Consider the following 17302-nt stretch of genomic DNA (forward strand, 5'->3'; position numbering starts at 1 on the left):
ACAGCAATGAAAGCAGAATCAACACCTTCACGAAGACGATTTCTAAAAGACCTAGGCTATATAAGTATTGGCTTTTCATTATTTAGCTCTTGTTTGAGAACAGAAGACCAAATAATAGCAGAAAGAATTCCATACAATGGTGATTTGCCCGGTAGTTTGAAACGCGAAATTAATATCAATGCTTGGATAAAAATTTTAGAAAACGGACGAGTTCAAGTTTTATCAGGAAAAGTAGAATTAGGTCAGGGAATTAGAACAGCTATTCGACAAGTTGCCGCTGAAGAACTTGATATGAATATTGAGAACGTTGATGTTTTATTAGCTGAAACTGGGGTTACGCCAAATGAAGGATATACCGGTGCCAGTGCATCAATTCAAAACAGTGCTATGTCGGTTCGATATGCAGCAGCAACAGCAAGAATTGAACTACTTGAGCTTGCAAGTAAAAAACTTGGCGTAACAATAGAAGAACTACAATTGTACAATGGGCGTGTTACACAAAAAGGGACTAATAAGGTTCTTACATATTCTGATATTCTTGAAGGTGTTCAATTCGAAAAAGAAGTTGCAATTCCCATCCAACTAAAGAAAAAAACGGATTATCGTTATGTGGGTAAGGCAATTCCTAGAACCGACATTGAAAAAATGGTTAAAGGTGAAGTCACCTATATTCATGATTTACGTTTTCCTGAAATGGTGCATGCTCGAGTCATACGTCCTGCAGGATATGATTCTAAATTACTTCAAATTGATACATCAGGGTTAAAAGAAGCAGTATCAGGAGTTCTTAAAACAGTGGTTAATGGAAGTTTTGTAGCAGTGATTACTGAAAGGGAGTACCAAGCCGTAAAAGCCGAACGATTCCTGAAAAATAATACAAAATGGTCAAGTGCTACACCGTTACCAGAATCAGAAAATCAATTTGAACACATAAAAAAAATTGCCAATCCTCCGGAAAACATTCGTAATGATGGCGATTTTGATAACGTAACCAAAAGTGTAAAAACAATAAAATCGAGGTATAACAAACCGTATATAATGCACGGATCTATGGGGCCAGCCTGTGGTATAGCAATGTACGATGGTGAAATTTTACATATTTGGTCACATAGCCAAGGAATTTATCCCTTACGAGATGCAATAGCATCAATGCTGAATATGGAGGTTGAAAAAATTCATATTAAAAGTGCTCCTGGAGCAGGATGTTATGGACATAGTACTGCCGATGATGCAGCTACTGACGCTGCGCTTTTAGCTTTTGAATATCCTAAAAAGCACATTAGAGTGCAATGGTCTAGAAACGATGATCAGAAATGGGATCCTTATGGCCCAGCAATTATTACAGAATTTGAGGCTAGTTTAGATGAAAAAGGTAAAATAAATTCTTGGAAATCTGATGTTTGGACGGACTCGCACAGCACCAGACCCAATAAAGATACGGGCACTATATTGGCAGCCCGATATTTGGAAAAACCTTTCCATATGAAATCTAGAGGCTATCTAGCAGGTGGGCATCGAAACGCAGACCCATATTACAATATTCCTAATATGCAATTGAACGCACATTATTATGAAGGTCCGTTACGCGTTTCATCATTGCGCAGTTTAGGGTCCTTTGCAAACATATTTGCTGTGGAATCTTTTATGGACGAATTAGCTGAAAAAGCTGGAAAAGATCCATTGAATTTCCGTTTAGAGCATACTGATGACCAAAGAGCGATAGCTGTTATTACTAAAATACAAACACTCACAGAGTCGCAAACTACTATTGAAAATGAAGGAATCGGTTACGGATTTATGCGCTATAAAAATACGGATGCATACGCAGCAGTAGCGGCCAAAGTAGCTATAAATTCTGATAATGGTGTGGTCAGCGTAATAAAATTATGGGCAGCCATTGATGTGGGCGAAGTTATTAATCTCGATGGTATTATCAATCAAATTGAAGGCGGAATGATTCAAGCCACTAGTTGGACACTAAAAGAACAAGTGACTTTCAACGCCAGCGAGATAACAAGTACCGATTGGAATACATATCCTATTCTTCGTTATTCTGAAATACCAGAAGTTGAAGTAGCCATAATTGACCGCCCCAATGAACCTGTATATGGTGCTGGCGAAGTTCCGATGCCACCCACTAGTGCGGCAATTGCTAATGCCGTTTTTAAGGCATCTGGAAAACGTGTTTATGATTTGCCGATAAAAACTTTAACACAAAACCAAAATTGAGGCTTACAAAACTAAAAGTGGCTCCAAATCAATCATTACCATGAAAACTCTTTTTAATATTCTATTACTATTTATTACAGCAACCTGTATTGCACAAACTAAAGTTATCCTCGATACTGATATTGACTCCGATGTAGATGATGTCCAAGCATTGGCCATGCTTCATGCCTATCAAAAATTAGGAATAATAGATTTAATTGGTGTTGTAACTACCAGCAACGATTCGTATTCGTACCAATGTGTTGATGCCATAAATACATTTTATGGTCAAACTAATATTCCAATAGGATTTCTAAAACAACAAGATAAAATTGAAAACTTCTCTAAATATACCAAACAGTTAAGTTCTAGTTTTTCGAAAAATATTACTTCTATAAAACAAACCACAGAATCTGCTCGACTATATAGAAAGCTTTTATTGGAAAGTGAAGATGGTTCAGTTGTTATTGTAACTATAGGGCATTTAACTAGCCTCCAAAATTTATTACAATCTGAAGGTGACGATTTATCACCTTTGAGTGGAAAAGAATTGGTAGCAAAAAAAGTGAATAAATGGCTATGTATGGGAGGAAATTATCCTGAAGGAAAAGAAGCTAACTTCTATCGACCAGACCCAGCTTCAACTGTCTATTGTATTGATAATTGGAAAAAAGAGGTTATTTTCTGTGGTTGGGAAGTTGGTAATAAAATAATAACCGGTGGGGCTTATTTAAAGTCCAACTTAAACAAAAACAACCCTATTTACCTAGGATACGAATTGTATAATAATTTTGCGGGAAGACCTGCTTGGGATCAAGTGGCTATAATGCTTTTAGATGAAAATACTACATCTAAATATTTTGAATTCAATTCGAATGGGTTAGTATCAGTAGCAAAAGATGGTAGTAACAAATGGAATGCTGGCGAACAACAATTAAACAAAAAGCACACCATTGTATCCATAAAAGAAAGTGTAAATCCGGATGCTATTGCCAGAGCCATGGATGATTTAATTCTAAATATAAATTAAACTACCCCAACCAACCGTCTCTATCAAGTGATCTATACTGAATAGCTTCCGCAATATGTATACCATTTACTAATGCAGTATTTTCTAAATCCGCAATTGTACGGGCTACTTTTAAAATTCTGTCATAGGCCCGAGCAGATAGATTTAGTCGTTCCATGGCACTTTTTAATAATGTTTTTGAAGCAGCATCTAACTTACAGTATTCGCGAATTTGCTTGGTATTCATTTGAGCATTATAATGCACGTTTTCTAACTCAGCGAATCGAACCGTCTGTAATTCACGCGCTGCTGTTACCCTTTTCCTAATCTCAACACTCCCCTCTCCTTTTCGTTCTTCTGAAAGTTTTTCAAAAGGCACCGGCGTAACTTCAATATGAATATCAATTCGATCTAATAATGGTCCTGATATTTTTCCTAAATACCGTTGCATTTCTGCGGGAGATGAGGTTACAGGAGCATCAGGGTCATTAAAATAACCGCCAGGGCTCGGATTCATACTAGCCACTAACATAAAACTACTAGGATAGGTTACTGTAAAACGTGCCCTAGAAATAGTCACTTCACGATCTTCTAGTGGCTGTCGCATGACTTCTAAAACACCACGCTTAAATTCTGGTAATTCATCTAAGAATAATACTCCATTATGCGAGAGTGAAATTTCACCTGGTTGTGGATAGGCGCCACCTCCGACGAGCGCAACATCCGAAATTGTATGATGAGGACTTCTAAATGGTCGCTGACTCATTAATCCTGTGTTCTTAACCTTACCCACAACACTATGAATTTTTGTGGTTTCTAATGCTTCATGCAAGGTCATTGGTGGTAAAATAGAAGGTAATCTTTTGGCCAACATTGTTTTTCCAGACCCTGGGGGACCAATTAGTATGATATTGTGACCTCCTGCCGCAGCGATTTCCATACAACGTTTGATACTTTCTTGTCCTTTTACATCTGAGAAATCAAATTCAGGAAAATCTAGATTTTTATAAAACTCTGCCCGTGTATCAACAATAGTCTGTTCTAAGGGAGTTTCCGTATCAAAAAAGTCAATCACCTGCTTAATATTATCAACCCCATATACTTTTAAATCTCCAACAATGGCAGCTTCCTTAGCATTTTGGCTAGGCAAAATAAAACCAGTAAAACCTTCTTCTCTAGCCTTTACAGCAATAGGTAAAGCTCCTTTTATGGGTTGTAAACTTCCGTCTAATGAAAGCTCACCCATAATTATATATTTCTCTAAATCTTTAGATTGAATTTGATTTGAAGCTGTTAAAATTCCTAAAGCCAAGGTAAGGTCATAAGCGGAACCTTCTTTCCGCATATCGGCAGGCGCCATGTTGATTGTAATTTTCTTACCCGGAATTTTATATCCGTTATTCAAAAGAGCTGCAGCAATTCTATAATTACTCTCTTTAATGGCATTGTCGGGCAGACCAACCAAATGGTAACCCACACCTATATCGATATTTACTTCAACTGTTATAGTTGTTGCCTCAACCCCAAAAACAGCGCTTCCGAAGACTTTTGTAAGCATACATGTTAGTGTTCTGTAGGCTTAAATGTAAGTAAAGATTTTGAAGTTGATTCAATTTCGGCTTTATTCAGCATCATTTTACGGAATTCTCCCTTAGCATACATTTCAGCTTGATCTTTATAATGTTCACTTAACGGATTGCCTGATTGCCCTGTAGGTAATATGCTTAAGCTGTTTTCAATATCTGAAAAATCGATAACTCTTCTAGTAGATGGCCCAGAACTAACTTTGTAAAAACCATCATCAGAATACCCAAAACCTAAATTATTTATAACTTCTCGGGTTCCATTGATAGGAAAAGGCCCAACATTAAAATATTCTCGTAATGCTTCAACTTGTCCTAATGGATGACCGTGTTCTATGGTATGAACTTTATCCCATGTCCATGTAGTAGAATCTGTACCAAAATCTTCTACCAGCGAAGTAAAAGCCTCTTTAAAAGCAAGGGTTACAATTGTTTGTCGAGTTTCCTTTATATCAGAAGTGCTAACATCATCCCACCAAATAGAACTTTCATTCGCTATAAACCCATCAATCATTCGTTTAAAGAAATGGGTTGATAATAATTGTGAAAACTGCTCTGAGCCAATTTCATCTTGTAAAGATTTTTTCATTAGCAAATAAACCCAACGGTGATACAGGGCTCCTTCCGTATTTTCTATTGTATAATTTGCATCCCAATTTTTTAATTTATCAAGAACCACTGTTTCGCCCTCAGACAATTGTTCTGAATCTAGAACACTTTCTAAACTTTTAATTATTGACGGATTCACCGCAGAAGTAACATCATTAATCATTTCACTGGCAGATGCAATATCCCAATCATTTTTTGCATCTAACAATTGCGTAATTCGTTTTGCTCTATTCTCTGGCAAATAATACCCTGGATAATAACGACCATTAATAGAATCTGGTTGATTGTTTGCAGAATACACGTAATTAATTGTTGGATTCTCAGCCTGAGGATTTTGAGAAAAATCATAAAAAGCGAGACGCTCATCTTTTCCTGTTGTTCCATCTAAAATAAACTTGGTATCTGTACTAACTGGCATTTCATACAGTTTAGCACTTGCATACCAACCTACATTGCCCTTAGCATCGCCATACATAAAATTTAAACCAGGTGCATGAATGTTAGGTAATGCCATTTTAAAATCATTCAAGTTTTTAGCATGTGAAATTCCATAAACAGCATCGAGAACCTTACCTTCAGTTTGGGTATAAATCCATGACATACTCACGGGGCGTTCTGTTTTTATTCCTTCAAAAATAGCATTTACAATAGGGCCATGACGCGTTTTCTTAAATTCAAAATCAACATCTTCAGCATCTTTAACTTTTATAGTTTTTGAAACAGTTTCCATATTTTTCCAACCGCTTTCTGTCTTAAATTTTGTGCCATCATCACTCAATTCTTCATAATAGAAATCAATGTCATCGTTTTCAAACATAGTAACACCATAGGCTAAATCACGATTATGCCCCAATAATGCGTATGGCATTCCGGCAAGATGATATCCATACATTTCATAAGCAGTTGTTACCACATGAGCTTCATACCACACCGATGGTTGCGCAAAACCAATATGAGGGTCATTCGCAAAAATTACTTTTCCATTTTTTGTTTTATCGGGTGCAATTGCCCAACTATTACTGCCTTCAAATTGAGGCAAAGGCAATTTATCTAATGCCTTAGCCGCAAGAGCTGTAATTGAATTTGAGATTGAATTATACGGAACACTAGGATTATTTTCTATTAAAACGGAAGTGGTATCAACATTAATGGCTAAATCTTTAAGGTATTCAACACCTAATTTATCTTTAATATTTGTTAGTAACGGATCCGTCTTATGCGCCATGGCAAAACTGAAAGCCATATACCCCAAAGAATTATAAACGTCTTTCAACTCAAAAGGTGTTTTATCTAAACCTGTTAAATAGTATTCAACGGGTGTTGGTCCCTCTTCAATAAATTGATTTATACCGTCTATATAGGCATTTGCCATTTGGGTAGTGGGACTATGCATGTCAAGTTTAGCAATAGTCTGATTTGTATTTTCATCGATACCTAATGATAAAAATAATTTATCCGTATCTAATAAATCAGCACCAAAAATCTCTGATAATCGACCAGTACCTACACGTCGTAATAATTCCATTTGCCAAAGTCGATCTTGTGCATGCACATAACCCAAAGCACGCATGGCATCTTCTTCATTTTCCGCATAAATATGAGGAATTCCATAGGTATCAAAATGAACCTTTACTTCCTTAGAAATTCCATTTAAATCTTGATTTCCACTATAATTTGGTGCCAAAGAATTCGAAAAATAAAATGCAGTTACAATTAAAACTGCAACCAAGGCTAAGATAATCCAGCCAATTTTTTTTAGTATTCGCATTAAGTCAGTTTTACAGGAAAGGTAAAACTATTTCTATGGATAAAAAAGCAAAAATGCCATCTGGAATTACTTGTCTTTGGAAGAATTGAATTGTTGTAATCCCTTCTCAAGCCACTTTTTATATACTAATGCATCAGTATATTGTACAGCTGTATTTAACACTTCAAAATCAGGAGACAGCAAAACATAATAAGGTTGTGAAGCAGCATTAAAATTTATGGTCTGAAAAGTACCCCACTTCTGCCCTATTGTTTCAATTGATTTCACTCTTCCTGAATCAAACTGAAAGTTAAATTTCTGCGCATCAGCAAGATCCTTTCGGTCATCAACATAAAGTGATATCAGCACATATTCATCATTAATAATTGAAAAAATATCTGGTTCACTCCAAACATTTTCTTCCATTTTTCGACAATTCACACAGGCCCAACCTGTAAAATCTAATAGAATGGGTTTGTTTTCCTTTTTTGCAAAGGCAACGCCTTCATCAAAATCTTTAAAGCAATTAAGACCTAAAGGGCAATCTGTTTCCTTTTCAGCCAGTGTATAAAAATCTGGAGGCAAAAATCCGAATAACTTTAATTTTACAGTATTTAGCAATCCAAGTGATAAGTACAAGGCAAAACCAACACTCAAAACTCCAACCGCCCTTCTCGGCGTTGATAATTTTTGCTTTGGACCATCATGCGGAAAACGAAAAATGCCAAATAAATAAAGAGCTAATAACACAAAAAGGATAATCCAAATCCCAATAAATACTTCTCTTTTTAGGATGCCCCATCCGCCAACTAAATCGGCATTTGATAAAAATTTGAAGGCAAGCGCTAATTCTAAAAATCCTAAAACTACTTTCACGGTTGTCATCCACCCACCCGATTTTGGTAACGAATTTAGCCATGCAGGAAACAATGCAAATAAGGCAAATGGTAAGGCCAATGCCACACCAAAGCCTGTCATTCCTGCGGAAAGATTCATAGCTACATCTCCTTCTTCTAAAACAGTGCCTCCTAATAAGCCCCCTAAAATAGGACCAGTACATGAAAATGAGACAATCGCCAAGGTAACGGCCATAAAAAAGATGCCCAATATGCCGCCCACTTTAGAAGACGCAGAATCCATTTTATTTGCCCATGAACTGGGTAGTGTTAATTCATAATATCCGAAAAAAGAAAAGGCGAAAAACACGAAAATTAAAAAGAAGACCAAGTTGAGCCAAATATTGGTAGCAATAGTGTTTAAAATTTGAGAGTCAACAGAGTCGAATAAATGAAATGGTAGACTTAGTAAAAAGTAAATTACAACTATGAAAAAACCATATAAGATTGCATTGGCAATGCCTTTTCGCTTATTGGCGGTATGTTTGGTGAAAAACGAAACCGTTAACGGAATCATTGGAAATACACATGGGGTTAATAGTGCGATTAATCCGCCTAAAAATCCCAATCCAAAAATGACCCAAATACTTGAGTTATGATCAACAATATCATCAACTGAAATCAATCTGTCTTTGTGCTGTAAATTAAGCTTTAAGGCAGCACCCATAGCTTGACTTCTTTCGTCTACAGTTTGTTCGGTTTTTACAACTTCACCCCCATCCAGCACAAAATTAAAATCAATTTCTGCAGGTATACAAACCTCTTTACACACCTGGTACCAAAGATTTACATCTATTTGTTGAACAGTCGAACTTAAAAGCGTTATCCGTTGTGTGAATATGGCCTCATTCTTAAAGAACACTTCTTCTAAATCAAAAACTTCAACATATTCAGAATCAGTTTTACTCTCTTGCGTCTCACCAATAAAATCATAATCCTTCCCGACATTCGTAAAAGTAAATATACTAGGCTGAGACCCACCATCTGGTGTATGCTGAGAATACACATGCCAACCTTCAAAAATTTTACCGGTCATCACCAATTCGTACTCAGTATCTGAAATTTTATTTAATTCATGTGACCATAACACAGGCTCTTCATCAGATTGCGCAAATGTGCTAAAGCCAATTAAAAAAAATACTATGTAAAATATTTTATACTGCATCAATGCACGGTAAATTTTAAAATAGTAGTTGTTGTATCAGTAACCTTAAAACGTTCATCCGCTCTTCTACCAATAATCCAAACCAATTTGTTGTCAGAATATAGCAACCATTGCTTTTCTTTTGAAATCATATCCATCTTCTCATCCTTGAAAAACTTAGATACTTTTTTCTTTCCTTTCATCCCTAAAGGATAAAAGTAGTCGCCTTCTTGACGCTTTCTTAACAGCAATGGATATTTTAACGTTTTTTTATCTACAAAAAGTATATTTGAATCGTTACTTATTTCAACGTTTTCAGTGGTTTGCACGGTTAATTTAATCGGATGATAAATTTCATTAGTATTTTCTTCAATACGATAAATTTGATGCTCAACAGGTTTAATTTTTTGAAGTAACAAATAATCTCTGTCTTTCAACAATCGGTGTGTTTTTGAATAAACTTCTTTACCGCTCAAGGCAGAAATTAAACTACAAATATCTTGATATGAAGTAAAGTCATAATCCTTAAAAAGTTCGTATATATACGCTTCTAAGGGTTGTAAACGCTTTAATTCTTGAATTGAAATATGGTACACTCCTTCTTTTTCAATGAACAAGGTTTTTTTCAATTCGGTAATGTGATTCTGAATAATTGCAGCACTACCCTTTAAATGTTCTAATGTATTTTTAAAATTACTTTCAAAAGTGGGATGTAACGTTTTTAGCGTTGGTAGTAGTTCATGCCTTATTTTATTACGCAAATATTTGGTATCAGCATTACTTGCATCTTCACGCCATATCAAATCTTCAGAGTTAGCATAAGCAGCAATTTCTTCCCTTGAAAAAATAAGTAAAGGTCGTAAAATTGCATCTGTACTTTCAGGCATGCCTGTCAAACCTTCTAATCCTGTGCCTCTTGACAAATTAATTAAAAAGGTTTCAATATTGTCGTCAGCATGATGGGCAGTAACTACCGTTTTATAACCAAATTCATTCACTATTTCTTCAAACCATGGATATCGCAATTCACGTGCTGCCATTTGTATTGAAACCTTATTCAACTCCGAATAACTAACTGTATCAAAGTTAGTTATGTGAATTTTACAGTTGAATTTATCAGCTAATTCGCGAACAAGAATTTCGTCTTTATTGCTTTCTTCACCACGCATTTGAAAATTGCAGTGCGCCATAGCAAACTTCAAATCACTTTTGTACATCAAGTACGCTAGAACCACACTATCAATACCACCACTAATGGCCAGCAAAAAAGTGTCGTCTTTTAAAAATGCAAAGTTATCTTGTAGATGCTTTTTGAAGTTGGCTAACATAATGCCAAAGTTACCAAAAGTCTAAGAGCCTAGTCCTAAATACTTTCTATAAATTGATTTAATGCCTGCGCATGCGCAGTTGCCAAATCAGCATCCACAATACCATTGTCGGCATCTAAATTATCATAAAAACTAGGTAATGAAAACGTAGCCACAACTTCAGCACCAAAACGAGGAAGAATCTGTTCGGTAACAGTTAAAGCACCTATTGCACCTCTTTTACCAGGTGAAGTACTCATTAGCAGTACTTTCTTGCCTTCTAAAAACTTAATATCTAATCGAGATAACCAATCGGTAAGGTTTTTGAAATAAGCCGAAACATTGCCATTATGTTCGTTTACTGAAATAATAAGTCCATCAGATTGACCAATATACCCTTTGAACTCAACAAGAGAATTTGAAAAACCTTTTTCCTTTTCAACATCTTCACTAAACATTGGAAACGGATAATTTGTTAAATTCAAAAGTTGCACATTTTGATTTTCTAGCAAGGAAACCGTGTATTGCACCAATTTATAATTCACTGAAGTACTTGAGTTACTGCCTGCAAAGGCCAATATAGTTGCCATATTTTCGTTTTATTGCTTAATGCAAAATTAATTGATTAGAAACAAAGATGAACTAATTTATATAGTTTTGCTTATAAAATATTTCGAGTAAATTTTATACGATAAGAAAAGTTTAGTCGAACTGTCAATAAACATTACCCGTAAAGAATTAAATCTATTCTGTGGAAAAGAATAAAAACAGATTGTACTTTATTGATGCCATGCGTGCTTGGGCGATACTAATGATGTTACAAGGTCATTTTATTGATGGACTTTTAGCCGATGCTTTTCGCGACAATTCAAATATCACTTTCAGTATTTGGAAATATTTTAGAGGAATCACAGCCCCAGTATTCTTTACGGTATCAGGTTTTATTTTCACATATCTTTTGATTCGAGTTCCGCAAAAGGGTTTTGAAAATCCACGTATTAAAAAAGGAGTTCGACGAGGATTTCAATTACTATTTATTGGTTATTTATTACGTTCAAATTTATTCGGATTATTTAAAGGTAAAGTTTACAGTTCTTTCTTTTTAATTGACGTTTTACATTGTATCGGTCTTTCAATACTAGGTATTATTGCCATTTATTTATTGACAAGTAAAAGCAGAAAATTCATTTTACCTACATTATTGGTACTAACAACTTGTCTACTTTTTACATTTGAACCTTTATATAAAGCAGCAAACTATAGTCAGCTACCTGTGGCCCTATCAAATTATTTTAGCAGAGCCAATGGTTCAGTATTTACAATAATTCCATGGTTTGGTTATGCTAATTTTGGAGGGTTTTTATCTGTACTCTTTTATCGATTTAGAGATTATAAAAAATTATATGCTGTAGCCATTGCACTTTGTGTAGGGATTGGTTTGTTTCTAATATTCGTGTCATCTCCTTTATTTGATATACTATATAATAAAACGGAAATTCAACTTTTCAATGCGATCTCATTAAATAATTATCTTTTCATTCGTTTGGGTGATGTACTCGTTGTATTTGCACTATTTATGGCAATTCGTGAATTGTTATTGAATGAAACATTATTACGCATCGGTCAAAATACCTTGTCTATTTATGTAATTCATTTTATTATTCTCTACGGAAGTTTTACAGGATTAGGACTTTATCGTTTTTATCAACATTCATTGAGTCCGGCTATTGCAATTTCTGGCGCAATTCTATTTATGATTGCTTGTGCCTATTTAGCCTTAGTCTATGACAAACATGAAGTTGTTATCAAATCAAAGTTATCGCAAGCAAAAAAATATCTTTGGAATTTTATAGAAAGTACCGTATTGTTTCTTCAACGCATTTTAAACAAAATACTACAACTATTAGGCTTCGCTAAGAATTAGACATTCCAAATTCCGAAGATTGAATCACATAAATTAGTTCATTCGTTTAATGAAATAATTAATTCACACCGAGCTGCTTACACAATACTATTAACTATTATTTCTCGTTACTCCACTAGGTAATTATCAAAGATTTAATAGAATATGAAAAAACAAGTCGTACTTTTTTTTATAACAGCAATTTTAAGTCTTAATGGCTATTCGCAAATTTCTTTTGAAAAAGGATATTACATTGATAATGCAAATCACAAAACTACTTGTTTGATAAAAAATATTGATTGGAAAAATAATCCAACCAAATTTGAATATAAACTATCAGAAAATAGTGAATCTCAAAGGGCTACAATACCATTAATAAAAGAGTTTGGAATTGACAGTATTTCAAAATATGTCAGAACTACTGTAAATATCGATAGGTCTATGAATGACGTTCATAATTTAAGCACTGACAAAAACCCAATATTCAATGAAGAAGAACTTTTTTTAAAAGTATTAGTTGAGGGTAAATCAAATTTATATGAATATGTAGATGGCAACTTGAAAAGGTACTTTTATACAAATGCAGACTCTAATATTGAACAATTAATTTTTAAATCTTATAAACCCTTTTGGTATATTATTGCTGAAAACAATGCATTTAGGCAACAATTGTGGAATAATTTAAAATGCCCCAATTTTAAAAAAAACAAAATTGAAAATATAGATTATGATAAAAATAATTTAGTGCGACTTTTTGTTGATTACAGTGAATGCCATAATGCGGAATTCAAAAATTTCGAAACAAAGCAAAAACGAAACGCTTTCAATTTAGCAATACGGCCTCGTTTAAGAAATTCTTCATTTCGAGCAGATAATAATGCCAATAATACCAAAACGACGGCATTTAATAATAAAACAGGGTTTGGAATTGGATTGGAAGCTGAATATATTTTGCCTTTTAATAAAAATAAATGGGCAATTGCTATTGAACCTACATATCAAAATTTTAAAGGTGAAAAAGAAACAAATGTAAGAAATGTGCAGGGTGGTGTACTAAAAGCTGCATTAAAATACAGCTCCATTGAAATTCCAGTAGGTCTCAGACATTATATGTTTTTAAGTGAAAAATCGAAACTATTTCTTAATGCATCCATTATAGCTGATTTAACTAGAAAATCGTCTTTTGAATTTACTAGAGCTGATGGTTCAAGCTTAGAATCGGTGGATATTAAATCTAGAACTAATCTAGCTTTCGGCTTTGGTTACAAACTTTCTAAATTAAGTTTAGAAGCAAGATACCAAACAAGTAGAGATATTTTAAGTGATTATTTACATTGGGAGGCATATTATAGAACCGTATCAATAATATTTGGGTATTCATTATTTTAAGTAACCCGTAAAAAGAACCAAGGTAAGACAAATAGAAAAAAGTTTCGAACCCATTGATTCGGTATATTTTTTTTACAAGACCGAAAGTCAATTATTAAAAGAGATTTAAAAAGTTTAATCTACTTTTAACCTTCATACTAGATAAAAAATAAATGAGTGATACAAAGTTTGCACCAATTGCGTGCGATTTAGAAGCGGGTAAAAAATATTCATGGTGTACTTGTGGCCATAGCGAAACACAACCTTTTTGTAACGGAGCACATAGAGGTAAAAATGCAACACCACCTATGCGATTTGAAGTTGAACAAGACAAAAAAGCACATTTATGCACTTGTAAACTTACCAGCAACCCACCCTATTGCGATGGGACACATAAAAACTAAAAAAAGGCTGTCTTTTAAAGACAGCCTTTTTTTATGAACGTGTTTTTGTATTACTACACATGCAAAGCTCTATCATCAGTAGCAGCTAATGCAGCTTCTTTAATCGCTTCCGCAAATGTTGGATGCGCATGAGACATACGAGAAACATCTTCTGCACTCGCTCGATATTCCATAGCTACTACGGCCTCCGCAACTAAATCAGCAGCTCTTGCACCTATCATATGAAATCCAAGAATCTCGTCTGTATTCTTATCAGCTAATATTTTCACAAAACCATCAAGATCCATACTAGCACGAGAACGTCCTAAAGCACGCATCGGAAATTGTCCTGTTTTATACTCCACTCCAGCTTCTTTCAATTCTTCTTCAGTTTTACCAACTGCTGCAACCTCTGGCCAAGTATAAACTACACCAGGAATCAAATTGTAATCGATATGTGGTTTTTGTCCAGCTAATGTTTCTGCAACAAAAGTTCCTTCTTCTTCAGCTTTATGCGCTAACATCGCACCTTTAATCACATCACCAATAGCATATATATTAGAAGCTGACGTTTGCAAATGATCATTAACTTCAATTTTTCCTCTTTCGTCAATTTTAACTCCAGCAGCTTCAGCATTTAATCCATCAGTATACGGTCTTCTACCAACGGAAACCAGGCAATAATCGCCTTTAAACTCAACTTCTTGTCCTTTTTTGTCATCCGCCTTAACTATAATCTCGTTGCCCTTACGCTCCACAGATTTTACTTTATGAGAAAGTGCAAATTTCACTTTTTGTTTTTTCAACACTTTCATTAATTCTTTAGAAAGCGAGGCATCCATAGTTGGAATAATGCGATCCATATATTCAACTACAGTAACTTCAGCACCCAATCTTTTGTATACTTGACCAAGTTCTAAACCTATTACACCACCACCAATAACAATCATGTGCTTCGGAATTTCTTTCAATTCTAAAGCTTCAGTTGAAGTTATAATTCGTTCTTTATCTATTTTAATAAATGGTAAGGTTGAAGGCTTACTACCAGTAGCTATAATGGTATTCTTAGCTTCAATAGTTTCTGTTTTTGCACCTTTTATTTCAATGTGTGTAGCATCTTTAAAGCTACCAACACCTTCATAAACGTCAATCTTATTTTTATCCATCAAGAACTTAACGCCAGAACAAGTTTGATCAACAACAGCTTGTTTTCTGCCAATCATTTTTTCTAAGTTCACTTTAATTTCACCAGAAACCTCAATACCATGATCTTCAAAATGCTTTACCGCATCTTCATAATGATGTGATGAATCTAGCATTGCCTTTGATGGTATACACCCTACATTTAAACAGGTGCCACCTAAAGTTGAATATTTTTCAATTATTGCAGTTTTCATTCCTAATTGTGCACATCGTATTGCTGCTACATAACCTCCTGGACCAGAACCGATAATGGCCACATCGTATTGACTCATAATTTGGTATTTTAATTGAACTTCAAAATTACTATTATTTACGGCATTATTAAAGTACTAACGCAATTCTATTACAAGTTTGCATGCAAAAGGCCAAAATCGTAATATTACACGAAGAGACTGCATTTAAATATGAGTGAACAAGAATTTTCAGAACATCGTGAAGATGAACATATCGTTGAAAACAAAGAATTAAATATTTGGGAAGCTTTTATTCCGGTTGTGTTTTTAATGCTAATGCTAGCTTATAATATTTTCTATGCAGGCGGAGAAGTTTTAGGTGAGTATTCAAATCAATATATTTTATTATTCGGAGGTGCTATCGCAGCAATTGTTGGCTTTTTTAATAAAGTGAAAATTCAAACAATGCTTTCTGAAATATGGGAAAACTTAAGAAGCGTTTTTCTACCCATCATGATTTTGTTTTTAGTAGGTGCATTAGCAGGCACTTGGCTTGTTAGTGGTATAATACCTGCCATGGTTTATTACGGATTGAAAGTTTTAAGTCCCTCAATATTTTTACCTGCATCGGTTATAATTGCTGCCCTCATATCTATTGCAACAGGAAGTTCATGGACAACCTCTGCAACAGTAGGAATAGCACTAGTTGGAATAGGTACAGCATTAGGCATACCCCCTGGCATGATTGCTGGCGCTGTAATTTCAGGGGCCTATTTTGGAGATAAAATGTCACCATTAAGCGACACTACAAATCTTGCACCAGCAATGGCAGGCACTGATTTATTTACGCACATACGTTATATGACAATCACTACTGTACCTTCTATTATCATCACGCTAATAGTTTTTACAATCTTAAGTATGAACATACCTACAACAGGAACAGCTAACGTGAACGACTTACTTGCTACAATTGATACTACTTTTAATATCACTCCGTATCTCTTCATTGTACCAACTCTTGTTATCATATTAATTTTATTCAAAACAAAACCGTTGATTGCATTAGGCGTTGGTGTGGGTTTAGCTGCTGTATTTGCTATGATTTTTCAAACCGAAATATTGATGCAACATTCTGACTCAGAAATCACAACCTTGATGAATGCGATTTTTACGGATATTCAAATTACAACAGACAATTTAAAGTTAAATGAACTTTTCAGTTCTGGCGGCATGGCAGGCATGTTATGGACAATCTATCTCATTTGTTGCGCCATGGTATTTGGTGGCATTATGGACGGTATTGGTGCCTTATCAAAAATCACTAAAGCTCTTTTAGCAGTAGCTACAACTGTTTTTGGACTTTTTGCCAGTACAGTGCTAAGTTGTTTAGGTCTAAACATAATTGCAAGTGATCAATACTTAGCATTAGTTATACCGGGTAAAATGTTTAAAAAAGCATATGCAGATAAAGGCTTGGCACCTGAAAACTTAAGTAGAACTTTAGAAGATTCAGGCACAGTAACTTCAGTGCTAATTCCATGGAATACCTGTGGAGCATATCAATCAAGCGTACTTGGTGTAGGAGTGGGTGAATATTTTATTTACGCTATTTTTAACTGGCTAAGCCCTATAATGACCCTTCTTTTTGCTGCTTTTAATATTAAAATCCGCATGTTAGTATCAAAAATTTCAAAATAAAATTTATTCGATATTTCAAATAATTGCATCAATTTCGTTCCTCTTAAAATTCTTGTGTTATTTTAAAA

At 34.6% G+C, this 17302-nt stretch carries 12 protein-coding genes; 6 read left to right on the forward strand and 6 right to left on the reverse strand.

Annotated elements, in window-relative coordinates; genetic code table 11:
• The first annotated feature begins 6 nt into the window (after window positions 1-6).
• Together JQC67_RS14130 and JQC67_RS14135 are read left to right on the forward strand one after the other, a co-directional pair.
• Window positions 7-2229: a xanthine dehydrogenase family protein molybdopterin-binding subunit gene (locus tag JQC67_RS14130; RefSeq protein WP_203253567.1), complete on the forward strand. Its 2223-nt coding sequence runs from the start codon at window positions 7-9 to the stop codon at window positions 2227-2229.
• A gap of 40 nt (window positions 2230-2269) precedes the next feature.
• A complete protein-coding gene (locus JQC67_RS14135; protein WP_203253568.1) occupies window positions 2270-3238 on the forward strand; it encodes a nucleoside hydrolase in 969 nt (322 codons plus the stop codon).
• 1 nt (window position 3239) lies between these two features.
• Here JQC67_RS14135 and JQC67_RS14140 read toward each other — a convergent pair whose 3' ends face one another.
• The 5 genes from JQC67_RS14140 to JQC67_RS14160 all read right to left on the reverse strand — a co-directional run bounded on the left by JQC67_RS14140 (window position 3240) and on the right by JQC67_RS14160 (window position 11093).
• Window positions 3240-4775 carry a YifB family Mg chelatase-like AAA ATPase gene (locus tag JQC67_RS14140; RefSeq protein ID WP_203253569.1) on the reverse strand — a complete coding sequence of 512 codons (1536 nt, stop codon included), beginning with the start codon at window positions 4773-4775 and terminating at the stop codon, window positions 3240-3242.
• 5 nt (window positions 4776-4780) lie between these two features.
• Window positions 4781-7177 carry a penicillin acylase family protein gene (locus JQC67_RS14145; RefSeq protein ID WP_203253570.1) on the reverse strand — a complete coding sequence of 799 codons (2397 nt, stop codon included), beginning with the start codon at window positions 7175-7177 and terminating at the stop codon, window positions 4781-4783.
• Window positions 7178-7243: 66 nt separating this feature from the next.
• On the reverse strand, window positions 7244-9217 hold the full coding sequence (locus tag JQC67_RS14150; protein WP_203253571.1) for a protein-disulfide reductase DsbD family protein: 1974 nt from the start codon (window positions 9215-9217) through the stop codon (window positions 7244-7246).
• Window positions 9217-10524 (reverse strand): tRNA lysidine(34) synthetase TilS, encoded by a 1308-nt coding sequence (gene tilS, locus JQC67_RS14155; RefSeq protein ID WP_203253572.1) that lies wholly within the window; start codon window positions 10522-10524, stop codon window positions 9217-9219. Before tilS ends, JQC67_RS14150 begins: the two co-directional genes overlap by 1 nt.
• Before the next feature lie 35 nt (window positions 10525-10559).
• Complete coding sequence (locus JQC67_RS14160) at window positions 10560-11093, reverse strand: NADPH-dependent FMN reductase (RefSeq protein WP_203253573.1); 534 nt, start codon at window positions 11091-11093, stop codon at window positions 10560-10562.
• A gap of 161 nt (window positions 11094-11254) precedes the next feature.
• Here JQC67_RS14160 and JQC67_RS14165 point away from each other — a divergent pair, with 161 nt between their 5' ends.
• The 3 genes from JQC67_RS14165 (at window position 11255) to JQC67_RS14175 (ending at window position 14178) form a co-directional block, all read left to right on the forward strand.
• Entirely contained in the window at window positions 11255-12427 is a 1173-nt protein-coding gene (locus tag JQC67_RS14165) for an acyltransferase family protein (protein ID WP_203253574.1), read from the forward strand.
• Between the two features lie 144 nt (window positions 12428-12571).
• Window positions 12572-13795 carry an autotransporter outer membrane beta-barrel domain-containing protein gene (locus JQC67_RS14170; protein ID WP_203253575.1) on the forward strand — a complete coding sequence of 408 codons (1224 nt, stop codon included), beginning with the start codon at window positions 12572-12574 and terminating at the stop codon, window positions 13793-13795.
• A 152-nt stretch (window positions 13796-13947) separates the two neighbouring features.
• On the forward strand, window positions 13948-14178 hold the full coding sequence (locus tag JQC67_RS14175) for a CDGSH iron-sulfur domain-containing protein (protein WP_203253576.1): 231 nt from the start codon (window positions 13948-13950) through the stop codon (window positions 14176-14178).
• Between the two features lie 53 nt (window positions 14179-14231).
• On the opposite strand, the gene lpdA is transcribed toward JQC67_RS14175, so the two are convergent.
• Window positions 14232-15632, reverse strand: coding sequence for a dihydrolipoyl dehydrogenase (lpdA, locus tag JQC67_RS14180; RefSeq protein ID WP_203253577.1), 1401 nt, complete (start codon window positions 15630-15632; stop codon window positions 14232-14234).
• 132 nt (window positions 15633-15764) lie between these two features.
• Between lpdA and nhaC the strand changes: the two genes are divergently transcribed.
• On the forward strand, window positions 15765-17234 hold the full coding sequence (gene nhaC, locus JQC67_RS14185) for a Na+/H+ antiporter NhaC (RefSeq protein ID WP_203253578.1): 1470 nt from the start codon (window positions 15765-15767) through the stop codon (window positions 17232-17234).
• The last annotated feature ends 68 nt before the right edge of the window (window positions 17235-17302 follow it).

The organism is Aurantibacter crassamenti (assembly GCF_016811105.1).
Lineage (GTDB): Bacteria > Bacteroidota > Bacteroidia > Flavobacteriales > Flavobacteriaceae > Aurantibacter_A > Aurantibacter_A crassamenti.